This is a genomic window from Micromonospora zingiberis (genome assembly GCF_004331455.1).
Taxonomy (GTDB): domain Bacteria; phylum Actinomycetota; class Actinomycetes; order Mycobacteriales; family Micromonosporaceae; genus Micromonospora; species Micromonospora zingiberis.
Window position 1 is genome coordinate 459,946 of sequence record NZ_SJJR01000001.1, and the last position, 16,750, is coordinate 476,695.

General features: G+C 71.3%; 13 protein-coding genes. 4 read left to right on the forward strand and 9 right to left on the reverse strand.

The window, feature by feature from the left end:
- Positions 1–105 precede the first annotated feature (105 nt).
- The 4 genes from E0H26_RS02020 to E0H26_RS02035 all read left to right on the forward strand — a co-directional run bounded on the left by E0H26_RS02020 (position 106) and on the right by E0H26_RS02035 (position 4,462).
- Complete coding sequence (locus tag E0H26_RS02020; RefSeq protein ID WP_240741965.1) at positions 106–1,086, forward strand: LacI family DNA-binding transcriptional regulator; 981 nt, start codon at positions 106–108, stop codon at positions 1,084–1,086.
- A gap of 32 nt (positions 1,087–1,118) precedes the next feature.
- Positions 1,119–2,369 carry a sugar ABC transporter substrate-binding protein gene (locus E0H26_RS02025; protein WP_131300116.1) on the forward strand — a complete coding sequence of 417 codons (1,251 nt, stop codon included), beginning with the start codon at positions 1,119–1,121 and terminating at the stop codon, positions 2,367–2,369.
- Between the two features lie 78 nt (positions 2,370–2,447).
- On the forward strand, positions 2,448–3,581 hold the full coding sequence (locus tag E0H26_RS02030) for a carbohydrate ABC transporter permease (RefSeq protein WP_131300118.1): 1,134 nt from the start codon (positions 2,448–2,450) through the stop codon (positions 3,579–3,581).
- Positions 3,578–4,462, forward strand: a complete 885-nt coding sequence (locus E0H26_RS02035) for a carbohydrate ABC transporter permease (protein WP_131300120.1) — start codon at positions 3,578–3,580, stop codon at positions 4,460–4,462. The genes E0H26_RS02030 and E0H26_RS02035 overlap by 4 nt, the downstream gene beginning before the upstream one ends.
- Positions 4,463–4,567: 105 nt before the next feature.
- On the opposite strand, the gene E0H26_RS02040 is transcribed toward E0H26_RS02035, so the two are convergent.
- From E0H26_RS02040 to E0H26_RS02080, 9 genes are all read right to left on the reverse strand, one after another.
- On the reverse strand, positions 4,568–5,806 hold the full coding sequence (locus E0H26_RS02040; protein WP_131300122.1) for a M50 family metallopeptidase: 1,239 nt from the start codon (positions 5,804–5,806) through the stop codon (positions 4,568–4,570).
- On the reverse strand, positions 5,803–6,852 hold the full coding sequence (locus tag E0H26_RS02045) for a thiopeptide-type bacteriocin biosynthesis protein (RefSeq protein ID WP_165521730.1): 1,050 nt from the start codon (positions 6,850–6,852) through the stop codon (positions 5,803–5,805). Before E0H26_RS02045 ends, E0H26_RS02040 begins: the two co-directional genes overlap by 4 nt.
- The gene (locus tag E0H26_RS02050) at positions 6,845–9,619 is read right to left on the reverse strand and encodes a lantibiotic dehydratase (RefSeq protein ID WP_131300126.1); all 2,775 of its coding nucleotides are present in this window, start codon (positions 9,617–9,619) and stop codon (positions 6,845–6,847) included. Before E0H26_RS02050 ends, E0H26_RS02045 begins: the two co-directional genes overlap by 8 nt.
- 41 nt (positions 9,620–9,660) lie before the next feature.
- Positions 9,661–11,340, reverse strand: coding sequence for a SagB family peptide dehydrogenase (locus E0H26_RS02055; protein WP_131300128.1), 1,680 nt, complete (start codon positions 11,338–11,340; stop codon positions 9,661–9,663).
- Between the two features lie 10 nt (positions 11,341–11,350).
- On the reverse strand, positions 11,351–13,309 hold the full coding sequence (locus tag E0H26_RS02060; protein ID WP_131300130.1) for a TOMM precursor leader peptide-binding protein: 1,959 nt from the start codon (positions 13,307–13,309) through the stop codon (positions 11,351–11,353).
- Between the two features lie 88 nt (positions 13,310–13,397).
- The gene (locus E0H26_RS02065; protein WP_131300132.1) at positions 13,398–13,583 is read right to left on the reverse strand and encodes a thiazolylpeptide-type bacteriocin; all 186 of its coding nucleotides are present in this window, start codon (positions 13,581–13,583) and stop codon (positions 13,398–13,400) included.
- Between the two features lie 76 nt (positions 13,584–13,659).
- Complete coding sequence (locus E0H26_RS02070; RefSeq protein ID WP_131300134.1) at positions 13,660–13,878, reverse strand: thiazolylpeptide-type bacteriocin; 219 nt, start codon at positions 13,876–13,878, stop codon at positions 13,660–13,662.
- Positions 13,879–14,058: 180 nt separating this feature from the next.
- Positions 14,059–14,241, reverse strand: coding sequence for a hypothetical protein (locus E0H26_RS02075; RefSeq protein ID WP_131300136.1), 183 nt, complete (start codon positions 14,239–14,241; stop codon positions 14,059–14,061).
- Between the two features lie 55 nt (positions 14,242–14,296).
- Positions 14,297–16,441 (reverse strand): TOMM precursor leader peptide-binding protein, encoded by a 2,145-nt coding sequence (locus tag E0H26_RS02080; protein ID WP_165521731.1) that lies wholly within the window; start codon positions 16,439–16,441, stop codon positions 14,297–14,299.
- Between the last annotated feature and the right edge of the window lie 309 nt (positions 16,442–16,750).

Genomic DNA, 16,750 nt, shown 5'->3' on the forward strand with positions numbered 1-16,750 from the left:
GGGCGGTGCAGAGTCCGAAACACTCCAGCAACTTGAACGATCCAATCCTGCCTCATCCAAATTGGATCGTTCAAGCCCCCCGAAAGGCATGACGTGGCAGAAAAGGTGACCATCGCGACGGTGGCCCGGCACGCCCGGGTCAGCCGGCAGACCGTGTCCAACGTCATCAACGCGCCGCACATCGTGCGACCCGAGACCCGGCAACGGGTACAGGACGCGATCGTCACTCTGGGTTACCGGGCCAACCAGGCCGCCCGGCAGATGCGTACCGGCCGTTCCCGGCTGATCGCGGTACGCATCGAACCGACCCGGGACGGCATCAACGGCTCGGTGCTCGACCGCTTCCTGCACGGGCTCACCGAGACCGCCGAGGCCTCCGGCTACCGGGTCATGCTCTACACCGCCGCCGACGACGAACGTGAGATCACCGCGTACGGCGACCTGCTCAGCACGTACGACCTGGACGGTTTCGTGATCACCGGCACCGATCACGGTGACCCGCGTACCGCCTGGCTCGCCGAACGGGAGATTCCGTTCGTCACGTTCGGACGGCCGTGGGACCACCCGCAGGCGCACAGCTGGGTCGACGTCGACGGCGCGGCCGGCACCGCGGAGGCGACCGGCCACCTCATCGCCGCCGGTCACCGACACGTCGGCTTCCTCGGCTGGCCGGCCGGTTCCGGAGTCGGTGACGACCGCCGCGCGGGCTGGCGGCGGGCCCTGCTCGGCGCGGGCGTCGACCCGGACGGACTCGACACCGGGACCGAGGACGGCATCGCCGAGGGTGCGCGTACGACGCGGGAACTGCTGGGCCGCGCCACCCCACCCACCGCCCTGGTCTGCGCCAGCGACTCACTCGCCCTCGGTGCACTCCAGACGCTGCGCGGCGCCGGCACCACCCTGCCGGTGATCGGTTTCGACGACACGCCCGTCGCCGCCGCGATCGGCCTGAGCAGCGTCAGCCAGCCCCTCGGCGACGCCGCCGCCCGCTGCGTCGACCTGCTCACCGACCTGCTCGACGGGCCGCACCGCGACCCCCGGCAGGTGCTGCTACGACCCGCACTGGTCCTGCGGCACCTCGCCTGAAATTCCGTCCCCCACCTCAGGAGAACAATCCGATGACACCTCGCGCCCTCACCAGGGTGGCCGTCGCCGGCCTCACCGCCGCCGCACTGTTCGGCACCACCGCCTGCGGCAGCGGCTTCGACGACTCCGCCGGTGAGACCACCCAGTCCACCGGCCCGGCCAGTCTCCAGATCATGATCGGCTCCTCCGGGGACGCCGAGACCAAGGCCGTCCAGGAGGCCGCGGCGGCCTGGGCCACCGCCTCCGGCAACCAGGCCACCGTGGTACCCGCCCAGGACCTGACCCAGCAGCTCGGCCAGGGGCTGGCCGGCGGCAACCCGCCGGACGTCTTCTACGTCGACGCCACCCGCTTCGCCGACTACGCCAGCGTCGGCGCCCTCGAACCGTACGGTGACCAGATCAGCGACACCGGCGACTTCTACGAGAGCCTGCGCAACACCTTCACCTACGACGGCAAGCTGTACTGCGCCCCCAAGGACTTCTCCACCCTCGCCCTCCAGATCAACACCGAACTCTGGAGCAAGGCCGGACTGACCGACGCCGACGTGCCGACCAGCTGGGACCAGCTCACCGCCACCTCGCGCAAGATCAAGGCGAAGGGGATGGTGCCGCTGGTGCTGGGCGACACCCGCGACCGCATCGGCGCCTTCTTCGTGCAGAACGGTGGCTGGCTGCTCAACTCCGACGGGCGTACCGCCACCGGCGCCAGCCCGGCGAACGTGGCCGCGCTGACGTACGTCAAGGAGTTGGTCACCGAGGGTCTCGTCCGCTTCCCGAAGCAGCTCGACGCGGGCTGGTCCGGTGAGGCGTTCGGCAAGGGCGCCGCGGTGATGACCATCGAGGGCAACTGGATCAAGGGCGCCCTCCAGAACGACTTCCCGAACGTCAAGTACCAGGTCGTCGAGCTGCCGGCAGGGCCGGCCGGCAAGGGCACCCTCTCCTTCACCCAGTGCTGGGGCATCGCCGCCAAGTCCAAGTACAAGGAGCAGGCGATCACGTTCGTGGAGGCGATGACCAGCGGCGAGCAGCAGATGGCCTTCGCCACGGCGTTCGGTGTGATGCCCTCGCGCCAGTCGGTCCGCGACCAGTACACCGCGGCGTTCCCCGCCGACAAGCCGTTCATCGACGGCGCCGAGTACGCCCAGGGTCCGGTGAACGCCCCCAAGATGGACAGCGTCCTACAGGACCTGGAGGCCGGCCTGCAGGGTCTGGCCAACGGCGACCCGAAGAACATCCTCGCCACCTTCGACAAGAACGCCCAGGCCGCGCTCGGCGGCAACTGAGTGATTGCAGGGGCCCCTTCCTATACCTGAGGCGTTAGGAAGGGGCCCCTGCTTCCACCCGACCGGAGGGAGGGAAAGATGGCGACGAACGTGCTGCCGGCCGCGGCGACCGCGAGCGGCGAACCAGATCGCCGCCGACCGCGCGGCAGCGTACGCGCCAACGAGAACATCGCCGGCTGGCTGTTCGTCGCGCCGGTGATCGTCATCCTCGGGCTGTTCCTGCTGCTGCCGATCCTGATGGCGCTGTGGGTGAGCCTGACCGGCTGGAACGGGCAGGGCAGTCCGTTCACCGGCAAGGTGCCGTTCGTCGGCACCGACAACTACACGCGGCTGTTCACCGACGAGGGCCTGGCCCGTCGGGACTTCATGACCAGCATCCGCAACAACCTGTACTACGTGTTGCTGGTCGTACCGACGCAGACGGTGCTCGCCCTCGGGCTGGCGCTGGTGGTCAACAACCGGCTGCTCAAGGGCAAGAGCTTCTTCCGGACCGCGTTCTACTTCCCGTCGGTCACCAGCTCGGTGGCGATCAGCGTGGTGTTCCTGTTCCTGTTCGCCAACTCCGGCGCGGTCAACAGCCTGCTGGCGATGTTCGGCATCAGCGGGCCGCAGTGGTTCGCCGACTCCCGGGGCGTGCTGCACCTGCTGCTCGGCGTGGTCGGCGTGGACACCCCACCCGCCGCGCTGACCGACGGCGGGCCGTTCGGGCTGAGCTGGTGGGAGTGGCTGTCCGGGCCCAGTGTGGCGATGACGTCGATCATCGCGCTGGTCATCTGGACCACCTCCGGCACCTTCATGCTGATGTTCCTCGCCGCCCTACAGAACGTCCCCGTCGCCCTGGAGGAGGCCAGCACCCTCGACGGTGCCGGCCGCTGGCAGCGGTTCCGCCACGTCACCCTGCCGATGATCAAGCCGACCACCTTCCTGGTGCTCACCCTCGGCCTGATCGGCTCCTGGCAGGTCTTCGACCAGGTGTACGTGATGAGTCAGGGCGACCCGGCCAAGACCACCCTGACCCCGGCCTACCTGTCGTACCGCACCGCGTTTCGGGACTTCGAGTACGGCTCCGGTGCGGCGATCTCCTTCGTCCTGTTCCTGATCATCATCGTGCTCACCCTGACCCAACGCTGGTTGATGGCCGACCGGGATCCCGAACGGTCCCGATGGGGGCGGCGCCGTCGACGTCGTACACCGGAAGGAACCGCGCGATGACCACCCTGGCCGACCGACCGGCGACGCCCACGCGGCGCGGCGACCGGGGGCCACGCACCCTGGCCACCCGCTTCCTGGGGTACGCCGTCCTGGTCTTCTTCTCGCTGGTCTTCCTCTACCCGTTCGTCATCCAGATCGGCAACTCGCTCAAGACCGAGCCGGACGCGGCGACCAACCCGCTGTCACCCATCCCCGACCCGCTGGTGCTCGACGGCTTCGTCCGGATCTTCACCGGCACCAACTTCCCGCTCTGGCTGGGCAACTCGGTGCTGGTGACGGTGCTGGCCACCGCCGGCCGGGTGTTCTTCTGCTCACTCGCCGGGTACGCGCTGGCCCGGCTGCGCTTCCGGGGTCGTGGCGGGCTGTTCGCCGCGGTCATCGCGGTGATGGCGGTGCCCGGTGTGGTGCTGCTGATCCCGAAGTTCCTGGTGCTCAACCAGCTCGGCATCTACAACAGCTACACCGGACTGATCCTGCCGCTGCTCGCCGACGCCGCCGGCGTGTTCATCATGAAGCAGTTCTTCGAGTCCATTCCGGTCAGCGTGGAGGAGGCGGCCCGCATCGACGGCGCCGGCATCTTCCGCACCTACTGGTCGGTGGTGCTGCCGATGGCGAAGCCAGCCCTGATCACCCTGACCATCCTGTCGTTCCAGGGCTCCTGGAACGAGTTCCCGCACAGCCTGGTCTCGGTGCAGGATCCGAGCCTGTTCACCCTGCCGCGCGGCCTCGCCGACCTGGTCAGCGGCTCGCTCGGCAAGGGCACCCAGTACCCCCTGAAGCTCGGCGCCGCCCTGCTCGCCACCATCCCCGTGGCGATCATCTTCGTCGTCTTCCAACGCCACTTCGTCCGAGACGCCAACGAAGGCGCCGACAAGACCTAACCCCACCCCTCCACCCCTCCCCTCTCCCCCCTCCCCCGCCTCCGCCCTCGTTGATCAAGAGCCTTGCGTCTGGGATCAGGCCGTACTCCGACGCAAACCTCTTGATCAACGGGGGCGGGGTGGGGCCGGGCGGCGGCGGGTGTGGTGGGTGAGGAGGGCCGTCAGGAGGGCTGCTTCGGCGATCAGGATGGTGATGGACCAGCCGGGGCCGACCCACCGGGCCAGGGTGGTGTACCAGTAGTGGATCAGAAGGCTCAGCACGGTGCCGGCGAACAGGGCGGAGGCCAGGCCGTAGAGGGCGTACGCCAGCCGGTCGCGTGGGCGGTAGTCGCGCACCGCCTGCGGTCCCTGGCGCAGCAGCCGGCGGTAGAACCGGTACGTGTCGGCGCGCAGGTCGGCGAGGTTCAACGCGTGGCTGAGCATGTGGTAACCGTCGAGCCGTAGGAACGGCACCAGGTTGATCGCGGCCGTGGCGGTGCCGAAGAGCAGCATCGTGCCGGCCAGGTCGTACAGCATCCCGTCCGGCGGCCCCCAGAGGCGCAGCGCCGCGAACGGCACCAGCGCCAGCATGCTCACGAAGACGCCGGCGAAGGCGGTGGCCACCCGCCGGCGCGGGGTGAACAGCACCACGTCGTCGACCTTGCAGTACGGGGCCAGCAGCGGGAAACGCCACATCACCCCGATCTCGGTGACCCGCCCACCGAAATGCCGGCAGGTCAGCCCGTGGGCGCACTCGTGCAGGAAGACGATCAGCCAGGTGACCACCACCGCGATCAGGATGGCCGGCAGCGGGCGGCCACCACCGACGCCGCCGGCCAGCTCCGGCAGCTGCCAGACCACGTACCCGGCGACGGCCAGCGCCAGCAGCAGCGCCGGCACCACGAACCACCAGGTGAACACCGGCGCCAGCCAGGGCAGCACCCGGGTGAACAGCCGCTGCGGGTCGAACAGCGGCAGCCGCGCCGACAGCGGACCACGCCGGGCCTTCGCCGCGCCCGCGGCGGCCGAGGCGGTGAGTTCGGCGAGGGCATCCGGATCCGTCGCGCCGTGCAGCAGTTGCCGCTGGTGCAGCATGCCGAACAGCTGCTGCCAGTTCTCCGGCCCGAGCCGGCGCTGGTAGGCGGTGGCGTACTCGCCGGCCAGGTCGTCCAGGCCGCGGGTGCCGTCCATCCGCGACATCAGGAAGTGCTCCCGTGGCCCCACCCGGTAGTACCAGCCGGTCTCGGGATCCATCACGTGGTGGACGAGTTTCCCGTCCCGCCACACCCCCGGGCCGAGCACCACCCCGGGCCGCAGCCGGGGCCGGGCCCAGGTGGCGCTCTGGCTGGCCTCGACGGTGGTCATCGGGGTCCGGCCGGTGCCAGCTCGTCGAGCAGCGCGGTCCGCATCAGGTACGACAGGTAGATCTCGTCGAGGATGCTCACGCCGAGCCGGTTGTTGGTCATGTGCAGGTACGAGCTGAGCAGGATCGGTACGACCGCGTCGAGGTCGTCGACCACGCGGGGCTCGGCGTCGCCGCGCTGGAAGAGGAGGTTGCCCTGCCCGGCCGCGGTGACCACCCGGTCGCGCAGCTCACGGCAGTGCGCCGCCCAGCGGTCTTCGACCCCGGTGGCGCGGGCCGGTGCCGGGCCGCGCGCCGCCGCGCGGATGGCGGCGAGCCGGTCGCGCAGCGCGACGTCCATCCGGCGGTAGCTGGTGTCGAAGCTGGCGTGGTAGTCGTCGCTCGGCTCGGAGTAGGAGATCTCCCAGAACCGGCGGTACTCGTCGAGGAACTCGGCGATCTGCCGGTCGTCGTCGAGAAACACCGCGCACATCATCATGCTCAGTTGCGCCGACAGGCCCAGCAGCACCGGTCGTACGTGGACGTTGGTGGTGGCCAGCAGGTCGAGCACCACGTCGCTGGAGTGCTCGAAGTGCCACTCGGCCAACTCGATGCCGGCCGGGCCGCCGTAGCGGCCGTACTCGCGCTCGTACGGGATGTGGTGGGCGCTGTTGTTCTCCCGCATCGGCATCACCCCGGTCGGGCCGTACTCGGCATCCCACCGTTGCTGGCCGTACTCGGCGAGGAACATCTGCTTGTACAGCTCGCCCAGTCCCTCGCTGTCGACCTCGTAGAGCGCGGGTCGGCGACGCAGGAAGGCCGCGATGGCCTCGTCCACCCGGGCCCGCACCAGCTCCGGGTCGACGCCGGGGGCCGGCAGCACCCGCAGCCGTACGTGTGGGCCCTCCATCCAGTACTTGATGAAGAAGTACCGGCTGATCAGCCCCTCGTCGCGCAACTCGTCCACCAGCGGCCGCACCCCTTCCACCAGCATCGGGTTGGCGTTGCTGGCGTAGAACACGTGGACGCTGAGCCAGCCGTGGTCCACCGGCGACGGATAGTCAGTCATGGTCCACTCCCCCTCGGACACCGTTGAGTTCGACGGTCAGTTCGGTGACGTACGTGCCGGACTCCCCGCGTACCACCTGTTCGTCGCGGTCCGGCAGCATCTCGACGAGGACCAGCCGGCTGCCCGCGGAGCGTCCCATCGCTTCCAGCAGTTGCAGACAGAGGTAGCTGTCGAAGTCGACATAGAGCGGTTTGTGCTCCGGGCGGCCACCCGCCGTGCCGCCGCCCGCCGGTGCGGCACCGTCGGTGGCGGGGGCGAGGCGGGTGCCCTCCGGGGTGGCGAACACCCGGCGCGGCAGCCTGTTCTCCCGCCGCCACCGCTGCCAGCCGAGGAACCAGTCGGCGTCGCCGACCTGTGGGGTACGCGCCGGTGGCAGGTGATCGGGGTGCAGTTTCCACATCCGCCGTTGCAGCACCAGGTCGCCGTGCACGATGCGGGGGTAACCGACCATGCCCCGGTCCGGCAACGGCACGGTGGTGCCGGCCCACAGGTCCGGCTGGGCCATCCCGAGGTGGGCGAAGTTGAGCAGCACCTGCTGCACCTCCGGCAGCGCCATCGGCAGCAGGAAACCCAGGTAGACCGGGATGACCTCGGCGTCGAGCCGGCGCGAGCGCAGCAGCAGCCGGTCGGCCACCGGATCGTGTTCGATGCTGAGGTCGTCCATGTGGATCTGCTCCGCCGCCGGCCGGAAGCTGATCTCCCCGGGGCAGACCAGCTCGTACGGGGTGACCGCCGGGTGCAGGTTGAGGTTGGTGGCGTCGTACCCGCCACGCAGTTCGGCGAGCACCGCACCGGGCGGCTGGAGCCGGGCCAGCTCGGTACGCAGCGCCCCGGCCAGATCCGCACCGGCGAACAGGTGCGCGAAGCGGGAGAAGAGCAGCGTCATGCCCGAGTAGACCCGGTTGACCACCACCCGCTGCCGGTCGTCCTGGTCGGCGAACTGGAGGAAGAAGGAACGCGGGTCGAGGATGCCGAGCGTGTCCGGCACCATGGCGGCCACCTCGGTCATGAACGCCTCGTCGAGCACCAGTTCCTCGGCGTCGTCCGGCAGCCCGGCGTACGCCTCGTCGACCCGCCGGGCCACCTCGACGCGCGCGTCGTCCAGGGCGGTGATCTCCTGTTGCCGGAACCAGTTCTCCTGCCGGACGTAGGCGTTGTCCGCGTCGAACGCCCGACGGCGCATCATCCGCCCGGTGTAGTGCTCGAAGAAGTCCTGCTGGAACTCGTGGGCGAAGCTGAGCAGGTCGTCGCAGCGCCCGCCGACACCGTAGCGGGCCTGGAAGAAGCCCTTGGTGACCAGCCGTCGGGGCAGGTTGACGTCGAACACCGGCATGATCCGCGCCAGCGCTCGCAGGCCGGGCAGCACCGCCCGCTGCCAGCGGTCCGGGTCGGCGGTGACCGGAGCGTCGGTGTCCAGCGTGGCGTCCTCGTACACCAGGGTCCGGGGGGCCGGGACGTCGGCGCGGCCGAGGTCGGCGTGGGCGGCGACAAGTTCCTGGCGGATCCCCGCCAGCGCGGCGCGGCGGCCGGCCACGTCGGCGGCCGGGTAGTCGGTGGCGAGGCGGTTGACGGCACCGACCCGCTCGGCGAGCCGCTCGGCCCACTGCCGGTCGATGCCGCACAGCGCGAGGCGGTAGCCCTCCACCGGGTCGTCGGCGTGGATGTCCAGTTGCAGGTTCGGCACCACCAGCAGGCCGACCCGCAGCAGGTGGTGCAGGTACTGCCCGATCTCGTCGGCGGGACGGCCGTCGGCGGCCAACTCGGCGGCCAGTTCGGAGAGTCGCCGGACGCGACCGCCGTCGAGCGCGGCCAGGATGTCGTGCAGCACCTGACCGGTGGGCAGCACGAACAGCGACTCGTGGATGGACTCCAGGGTGATCGCCGCGTCGCCGTCCTCCGAGCTGGTCCGTCGCCGCCGCAGGTAGCGCAGCCGGCCGCGTTCGATGCGCCAGCCGGTGGTGACGGTGACCGGCAGGTCCGCGCGTAACGTCTCGTCGGCCAGCACGATCGCCGACAGCCGCCCCAGGGCGGCGAGGTTGAGCCGGGTCACCCCGCGTTTGCCGGCACCGGTGGCCGGGCGTACGTCGAGCAACGCGCCGGTGCCCCGGCTGAAGGTGCCGACGTTGACGGTGGTCAGCCGGCTGAACGGGCTGGTCTTGCAGGCGGTTCGCAGCGCGTACTCGAGCAGTGAACGCTCCACCCGGCGGGTGCGTTTGCCGGGCCGGCCCGCCGTGGCGAGGTATCCGGGCAGGTACTGGTCGAGCGACGGGGAGGCGAGCAGGATCCCGCCGCGCAGGTCGGGGTCGTCGGCCAGGTCGCGCAGCACCGCGCGGCGTTCGGTCAGCTCCTCGGCCAGCACGGTCGCGCCGTCGGTCAACTTCTGCTGGTACGCCGCGAAGGTCTCCAGCCAGTCGGTGAGCGCCCGGTGGGTGTCGCGGCCCAGTGGTCCGTCCGGCCAGTCCGCCGGGTTGGCCGGGCGCGGTCGGCGCAGGTTGTACACGTCGCGGCGCAGCCGGATCAGCCGTTGCCGCAGCCCGTCGTCGTGCAGGTGGCGGGCCACCACCGCCTGCAACGCGTCGGCCAGTTCCCGGCCCGTGTCGCGCAGCCGCGTCTCCAGGTCGACGACCTGGCGGGCCCAGGCGGCGCTGCGGTCGAAGGCGAGCCGGTCGGCGACCTCCAGCGGCAGGCCGCCGGTGCGCAGCATGAACACCTCGGGCATCCGCCAGGACATCTCGGCGGCCGGTGGGGCGGGCAGCGACACCGTCACGGGTCTCTCCTTCGTCGGCGCGTCGGTGCGGGTCGGGGGCGTCACAGCCGGTACTCCAGGTCGGCGACGGCGTCCGGGTGGCGCCCGAGGAGCAGGAACAACACCGTCCGTTCGTCGCTGCCGTCCAGGCCGAGCGCGGCGTCCATGGACACGTTGTCGAAACCCAGCACCGCACCGCAGCCGACCCGCTGCGCGGTCGCGGCGCAGTAGACCCGCTGGGCGACCGCGCCGATCTCGGCGTTGAGGATCCGGTAACCCCGGGGACCGTACGCGTCGAGCACGGCGTCGAGCCGTCCGGAGATGGCCAGCACCGCGCCGACCTGTCCCATCGTGTAGTTGGTGAGGAAGTACTGCTGTTGCAGGAACGCCGGCATCCCGATGTCGGGTTCAGGGGCGGCGGGCAGCAGCGCGTGCCGCCGGGCGCAGTAGGCGTAGCCGCCGGCGGGCAGCCCGTCGAGGTGGTTGGCGAAGACCCAGAGTCGGGTCAGTGCCGGTGCGTCGGCGGGTAGGCCGGCGTCGGCCGGGTGGGGCCGGCCGGCGGCGGCGAACGCGAGGGTGGTGCCGAGTTCGGCGGCGGTCAGTTCGGGTGGCCGACGGAATCGCCCGAAGCTGCTGGACCGGGTGGCCAGCACCGTCGACAGCGGACGGTCGAGCAGGTCGAGCCGGGGTCCGGGCAGCGCGACCGGTTCGCCGGACAGTGGCCGGGGCGCCGCGGCGATGACCGCGGCGGGATCGACGGCGGTCGGAGCGGCGGCCGCCGCCCGGTGCACCGCGGTCACGGCGGCGAACTGCCGCACCCGCTCGGAGCGTTCGTGCGCGGCGTAGCGGACCCGAAGATCCACCGACGGCGGGTGGGGCGACCCGCCGTCCATGGTGGGAGCCACGGGCCCGGCGCTCCCGACCGGGTCGGCTTCGTTCTCGGCCGGGGCGGCTTCGATCTCGGCCGGGGCGGCGTCCCAGCGCAGCGGTACGACGGCGAAGACACTCTGCGCGTCGCTGTCGAACCCGAGCAGCCGGTCCATCGGCTCGGGGTCGAAGCAGAGCAGCCGGCGCAGCGGCACCCCCAGCGCCGACGCCAGCAGCTCCCAGGAGCCGAGCAGCGCGCCGAGGTCCTGGGTGACCACGTGGTAGCAGAAGCTGTTGTACTTGAACGAGTTCTTCCAGAACCGGAGGCTCACCACCAGGTAGCTGTCGGCGTCCTCGGCGCCGACCAGTCCGGCCCGGACGGTGCCGCTGACGTCGCCGACCAGCAGGCGCTGGAGCACGTGCCGACCGGTGTCGTAGTGGTAGACGCCGGGCAGCAGCGGCGCGGAGGCCCCGGCGACCAGGTGCAGTTCCACCGGGTACATGCCGCCGCCGGAGGCGGTGCCCCGCCCCCAGACGGCGTGCTCGAAGTGCGCCCGTTTGGCGACGTCCTGGTTCCAGTTGATGGTCATCCGCCGGTCGAGCACCCCGTACGACAGCCGGAGCAGGGCTGCCAGCCGGGTCAACGACCAGCCCGCCGGTGCCGGCGGATCCGTCCGGGTGAACAGCTCGCGCAGGCTGGCCAACTCGGGCAGCTGCGTCGGCAGCGGCAACCGGGGGGCGCCCGGGTATGCGGTGTGCCGGGACGGCTGGTCGACCCAGTCCACCTCGAAGTTGAGGGGCTCCATCGGAACCCGGGCCCGGCGGAAGACCGCCTCGGTGTAGTCCCGCACGATGTCGCGGGCCGGAAGCTGCATGCCGGTGCTCCTACGGGAAGGGGTGCGGGTTCAGGTTGCGGCCGGTGGCGCCGAGCCGGTCCGGTCCGTGCTGGCCTCGGGCCAGGTGGCGGTCCAGTCGGTCGCTGTAGAGCACCCGCTGCCGCTGCCAGCCGAAGTCGATCGGCACCAGGGCGGGGGCGACCACGGCCACCGTGTGCACCCCGGCGATCTCCTGCTCCGGGCAGGTCTGGTCGACCGCGACGACGTCACCGCCCAGCCCGGCGATCAGCTCGCCCAGGTACTCCGTGTCGGCCCGCAGGTCGTCGTGGGTCGGCCGGGCGGCCAGCCAGTCGCCGTACAGGTCGCTCATCGAGCGCAGCGGCGGGTCGTCGAAGAGGAACCGCGCGTGGTCGGTCATCTCCGGCAGCCCGTACAGCAGGGCGTGGTGGCTCAGCTCGGTGACCTTGGTGTAGTCGCGGGTCATCTCCCGCAGTTCCGGCTCGCTGGCGGCCACCCGCTCGTCGAAGCCGGGCACGTACGACGCGGTTTCGCAGACCGCCGCGCGGACCGCGTCGTCGGGGTCCAGGCTGGCCCCGGCGGCGAAGCAGAGCTGGCCGAGCCCGTCGCCACGCTTGACGGCGACCGCGGTGACCACCGGTACGGGCAGGTCGGCGCGGGTGTCGAAGAGGCGCAGGTCGTACCCGAGCAGGTTCACCCGATCGATCATGAAGTGCACCCGCTCGTCACGGCAGGTGGCCGGGTCGATCTCGGCCAGCCGCGCGGAGCCGTACCAGGCGAGCAGGAAGGCGTCCCGCTCGACCAGTTCGAGCATGCCGTGCAGCAGCGCCTCCTCCAGGCAACTGCCACTGGCACAGCCGTTGGAGCACTCCTGGACGAACTTGCGTTGGTCGGTGCGCCGGTCCAGGTAGTACACCAACTGCTCGGGGACCAGCCGGGACGCGCGGTCGCGCAGCGAGTAGCCCCAGACCCAGTGCATCGGCTCGGTCGGCGAGTACGGGGTGTAGTAGAGCCCGTGGCCGTGGTAGAACGCCGGGTGGTAGCCGAGGCCGGCGGGGTCGAGGGCGTGCGGGGCGAGGTTGGCGTAGCTGTCGAGGACCGTGGGCCGCTTGCCCCGGGGGAACTGGCCGGCATACCGTTCCAGTCCTTCCAGCAGCGCGTACGTCTCGCTGCTGCCGTAGCTGTTGGCGTGTCCGCTCCACCACATCTCGTGCAGGTCGTAGCGGCTGCGTACCCGGAAATATCCGGTCACCGGCGCGGTCGCGGTGGCGTTGTAGGCGCGCAGCGCGCTGCCACCCAACGCGCCGACGACCGGGTTGGCCAGCGCCGTCACCGGCAGGTCGAGCTCGGCGGCCGAGCGCAGCCGGTACGCCGCCGGGTCCGGCTTGGGTCGGCTGGTCAACGGCATGACCGCGGCCTCGGCGGTGTCCGCCCCGGGATCGGCGCAGGCCGGGCACTCGGAGTCGGCGAGCACCGCCACGGTCGTCGTCTCCAGGGTGTCCATCCGCAGCTGCCAGAGCCGGCCCACGCCCGGCCGATCGGACGCCCTGCTGGCGGCGGTGAGCACCAGCTGCCACAGCGCGTCGACCGCGAACGGCGTCAGGTGTGGCAACGCGCCGACGGTGCCGACCTGGGCGCCGTGCTCCAGGGCGTGCCGCTCCTCGCGTACCCGGATGGCCTGCCAGCGACGCTGTACGCAGAGCGGGCAGGGCCCGCCTCGTCGGCCGTCCGTCGGCGCTGCCCAGCGCGGGCCGACCAGCGCGGTGCTGCCGTACAACCAGATCGGCAGGACGGCACCGCCCGGTACCGCCTCGGCGTCGTCGCGGTTGGCGTCGGTGAGCCCCAGCGCGGCGATCCGGACGGTGAGCCCGTCCAGCGGCGTCGGACCCGGCGGAGGCGGCCGGTCCTGGCGTCGTTCGTGGAGCACCTCACCGAGCTGCTTGAGGCTGCTGTCCCATCCGGTGGAGGTGGTCCGGACGTCGACGATCATGCGGTTCACCTGTCTGCGGTCGTGCGGCGGGGGCGGGGTACCGGGTGCCCCGCCGACGTGGACCGCCGGCGGGGACGGTGGCGGGTGGTTATCCGCCGCCGCATCCGGTGCTGGTGCTGCTGCTGCAGCAGCTCGACGTGCTGCAACTGCAGCAGCTCGAGCAGGAGCAGCTGGAGCTGGACCAGTCCATGACCATGGCGTCGATCGCGTCGACGTCCTCGATCTCGAACGTCTCCGTTTCGAGCGTGCGCAGTTCCTCACTGAGCTCCGGCATCTGGGTACACCTCCCCTCGGAGGGCTTGAGGGTCACGTCGACCGTGGGCGTCCGGACCACCCGGCGGCCCGGTGACCTAACTGGTGCTGCTGCAACTCGACGAGGTGCAGCTGCAACAACTGGACGTACTGCAACTCGAACAACTCGACGTGCTGGTGCTACTGCTGCAGATGTCCATCAGGTCGGCGGACAGTTCCGCGATGTCCTCGACCTCGAACGTCTCGGTCTGCAGGTCGCGCAGTTCACTGCGGACCGAGTCGGGTAGCGAACCGGATGGCGGGGGTTGTGTCGGCACGGACGTCTCCTTGAGCCGCGATCGGCGCCAGTCGTCGGGGTGGGGGCCGCACCACCACGGTGGATCCAGCGGAGGCACGCGGGGCTGCTCGCCGGGGTGAGCCGGCGGCGGTCGGGCGTTGTGTTGCGGTCCCACCGGGACGGAAGGTCATCGGCGTCGGGGGCAAACCCGTTCACCCGGTCAGCCGCAGCTGGAGGTGCTGGTGCTGGTGCTGCAGCAGCTGGACGTGCTGCAACTGCAACAGCTGGAGCAGGAGCAGCTGGAGCTGCTGGCCGCGAGCGTCTCTCCGCCGTCGGTGACCTCTTCGATTTCGAAGGTTTCGGTCTCCAGTTCGCGCAGCTCGTCGTTCAGGGTGATCGGCATGTTTCCACCTCCTTCCCACGGTGGGTGCCTCGCTGGACCACGTGTCGTGGTGGTTTCAGTCGGCCGTGCGGCCGTGGTGGCGCAGCAGGACCACACCGCTGCGGAACGCCCCGCTGGCCCTGATGTCGCGGGTGGTGGTCTCGACCAGCAGGACGCTGATCGACCGTTCGGCCAGCGCGGCCAGCACGGCGGCCCGGTCGGTGACCGCCGAGGCGTCGGCGGCGTCGGTGGCGGCCGGGGCGGGGCCGGCCACGAGCGTCGCCGGCTCGAAGTCGCGCAGCACCGGGTCGCCGAGGTCGGCGTCGGCCCGCTCGAAGTGCCGCACCTGGACCTGGCCGACCGCGTCCCGTACGGCGGCCAGCCGGGTGGTGACCGGGTCGAAGCCGCCGGCCAGTGCCCAGTGACGGCGGTCGGTGCCGGGTAGTTCGGTGACGGCGAGCACCGCGTGCGCCGGGGCGGCTGCGGGCAGTGCGACGACCGTCAGCCGGCAGCCGAGCCGATGTGCCGCCTTCACCACGAAGGCGGTGTCTTCGTCGCCGACCAGCTCCTCCTCGCTGACCTCCCGTGGCCCGGACCGGCCGCGCATGGCGCTGATCAGGGCGTGGTAGGCGAGCGCGTCGGCCAGACCCTGGTCGATCACCCCGTCGAGGGTGGCCGCGACGGCCGCACCGGCCACCGTCGGCTCGGCCCATTCTCCGGCGCCGTGGCCGCCGCCGGGCAGCGCCAGCACGGCGGGAACCCAGACCTGGTCGGAACTGCCGAGCACCTGGGCGGGCAGCCACCGCCGCCGCGAGTCGTCCGGGGGTGCGCCGGTCGCCGTGTCCAGCTCCAGCCAGGGCACCGGATCCGCACCACGCTCGCGGAGCTCGGCGGCGGACGTGGTGAGCGCACCGGCCGGATCGGCGTACCGGCCGGCGTGGTCGCGGATCACCGTCCGGTAGGCGGCCAGCCGGGCGCCCATCACGGTGTGCACGTCGAAGGCGGTCACCTCGCGGGGCCCTCGGCGGCCGGGCAGCCGCAGCCGGGCCGTCTTCAGCGGCGCCTGTTCCAGCGGGTCGTCGACGAACCGGGTGAAGACTCCGGCGTTCGGTGCCACCAGCACCTCGGCCCGCTGGTACGTCTCGTCGTCGGTGTCGGCGGGCGTCGGCGGTGCGGGCACCTCGACGTGCCGGCAGACGGGGCACGCCGGGTGCGGCAGCACCCGCTCCCGGGTGGATTCCAGGGTGGTCGTGTCGAGCAGGAGCACCCCGGCCGCGGTGTCCGGCGCGAGTGCCCCGGTGAGCGCCCGGAACAGTTCGAACGCGGCGGCGTTGCCCAGCATCCGCCCGGTCACCTCGGGCAGCGCTGCCGGTACGCCGACCGAGACGGCAAGCTGGCGCCAGAACTCGGCCGACGTCGCCGGGTCGGCCGCGGCGGTGAGGCGGAGCTGGGCGCAGAGCCAGCAGGGCGCCTGGCCGGCGGCCACGGTCGGCCCGACCACCGCGCGCTGCTCGTCCCAGCAGACCGGCACCAGCAGCGGGCCGTCCCGGTGGCAGCGGCGGGCCAGTTCGGCGAGGCGGGACAGGCCGTCCGGCCCGGTGCAGTAGACCACCGCGTCCGCGTCGCCGACGGTCAGCGGTACGGCGTGCACGGTGGCCTCGGCCGCCACCCCGTCGGCCCGCAACTCGGCCAGGTCGGCCCGCAGCGCCTCGACGTACCAGCCCGGGTCGTCGTCGGGATACAGGTCCAGCCGTACGCATCCGTTGCGCAGCAGACCGAGGGCGGCGGCGAGCAGCGGCGCCCCGCTACCGCCCAGCACCACCCGGGCCTGGTGGAAGCGCAGGAACCGGCCGGTGGGGTCGTCGGTGAAGTGGTCGACGAACTCGACCTGCGCGGCGAACCGGCGGGCCAACGGCGGCGGCAGCTCGGCGCGGTCCCCGGCGTCCTTGGCGAAGCCACGGGCGATCAGCGCCCGGACGAGGGTCAGCACGGTCTGCCGCTGCCCCGGGTCGAGGGTCTCGGTGAGCTGCGCGAGGGTGTGTTCGCCGGTCAGGTACGGGCTCAGCGACGTCAACCAGCGGAAGGCCGTCCTGCCCTTGATCAGGAAGGCGGTGTCCGGGCCGCGCAGGTACGCCCCGGCCGGCGCGTCCAGGAAGACCACGTCGTGCCGCAGCTTCGGCCGCATTGCCAGCGTCTTCCCGCCGTCCAGCGACTCGCTCATCAGGCCCCCATGCATCGACATCGACCGTCTCGAAAGTGACTACATGCTGCCCATGATCTACTCGCCAGTCAACAAACTCTTTCGAAAAAAGTAATGCCCGAGGTGAATATCCCGGCCGTGAGCTGCGGCTAAGACAAAACGTACGTTCAGCGGCCGGGTAGGGGCTGTCGCGAGCCTATGACCTCCGCTACCCTGTGGTGCGTCCCGGCTTCGGTGCAGGTCAAAGGCATGAAGCGGTGCCTCCAACCTGGACCGAGGCTGCGCGACTTCTGGGCAACCGCACCACCGGGCACCACGCCGGATCCAGCT